Origin of the sequence: Rickettsia endosymbiont of Ixodes scapularis (assembly GCF_000160735.1) — a bacterium.
In the GTDB taxonomy this organism is placed as follows: domain Bacteria; phylum Pseudomonadota; class Alphaproteobacteria; order Rickettsiales; family Rickettsiaceae; genus Rickettsia; species Rickettsia tamurae.
In genome coordinates this window covers 999903-1001302 of sequence record NZ_CM000770.1, presented here as the reverse complement: position 1 = coordinate 1001302, position 1400 = coordinate 999903, and the positions used below count along the sequence as shown (strand labels likewise).

Sequence of the window (1400 nt, the reverse complement as noted above, 5' to 3'; positions counted from 1 at the left end):
GGTTATAGGCAAAATAGTATATTTCGTGTTGGATTAGATACATTGGTTAATATCTTGTATAATATTTCTACTCAATTAGTACGTTGGATACAGCTGTTGTCCTTGATATTCCAATATCCAAAGATGATAAAATGAAAAATTGTCATGTAGTAAGCAAATTTCCAATTCGTTCTATCTAAACACAATAACCATTTTTGCTCCTGCTCAAACCCAGTCATCATGACTAACATAACAGGTAATACTCTCCATGATATTGAGATTTCAGAGATAAATCTTTGCATCCTTCTATACCATGAAGCTGCTTTAATCCCAGACGGCATTCTATTGCATAACAATGACATGTTTACTGTCCTGCTGTTAAGCATTGAAATGATAAATAATCCTAAACATTTTGCTCTTGATAAATTAAGCGAAATATGTTTTTGTAATAATTCGACTAGAGGGGCGGAATGATCTTTCATATGTAAACCAAGTTCTTTCCCTGTTATCATCATGAATTATCAGCAAAATTCAATCCTTTAGTCCTTACATCTCTAAAAATTGTCATGTAGTAAGAAGATTATCAATTATATCAGATAATTTAGGTGGTTCAGGTAATTTATAATGTTGATTGATTTTCTCAAATTTATCTTTGTGTGGATGATTCTTTATTAGATCATCTTCTATAAAAGAAACAAACTCTTTTTGAGGTACTCCTACTTGTTTTATTAGCCGTCCTAATGATTGTTCATAAGCTTTAATAGTAACATCAAGACGCTTCCCTGCCATAGAACCGCTTAATTCTATATAGCGGCTAAATTCTGGAATCAAAGCATCTTTGGTATCAATATTATGATCTTTATTTCTCTATTTTCTCTTTTATGGTTAAATTAGATTGTTTTTTAGGTGTTTCTTCCAGTACTTTTGTTTGTTCCGGAGCCGGTTTTGAAAAAATAATAGGCTTTTGGGTTTCAACTTGCGGAGATGGGGTATCGACAAATATATCAAGTGCTTGGGAATGTGTAGTTAAGTCAGTCTGTTTTTTATGTGCCTCGTTCCATGCCTTTATTTGCTCAGAAGTAGGTTTTGGAGGAACAGCCGGTTTTGTATTTTTTGGTGGTTATTTGACATATTTGATTTTTTTTCCCACTCTTTTATTCTATCTTTTACTGATTTTGGAATATTACCTTGTGCCATATTAAGCTCCTATGTTTATTTACATATTTTTATTTTCGTTAGTTTGCTTAAATCTTTTATAAATTGCAAGCAAAATTTCTTTTTGTAATGCAATATTTTTACTATAAGATAGTTAGGTTATATATTAGAATCCAAGTTATTAACTAAAATGAGATATGAATTTTATGTACCCCCATATTAGACTTAGAAGAAATAGAAAAGTTTTTTGGCTTAGAGAATTAATA

Annotated in this window: 1 protein-coding gene and 1 pseudogene; both read right to left on the bottom strand. The window is 30.8% G+C overall.

Going from position 1 to position 1400, the window contains the following annotated elements; all coding sequences use genetic code 11:
* Positions 1 to 71 precede the first annotated feature (71 nt).
* Positions 72 to 494, bottom strand: a complete 423-nt coding sequence (locus REIS_RS05040) for a hypothetical protein (RefSeq protein WP_040614694.1) — start codon at positions 492 to 494, stop codon at positions 72 to 74.
* A gap of 61 nt (positions 495 to 555) precedes the next feature.
* Positions 556 to 1176, bottom strand: a pseudogene (locus REIS_RS05035) (hypothetical protein); the annotation flags it as partial.
* Positions 1177 to 1400 lie beyond the last annotated feature (224 nt).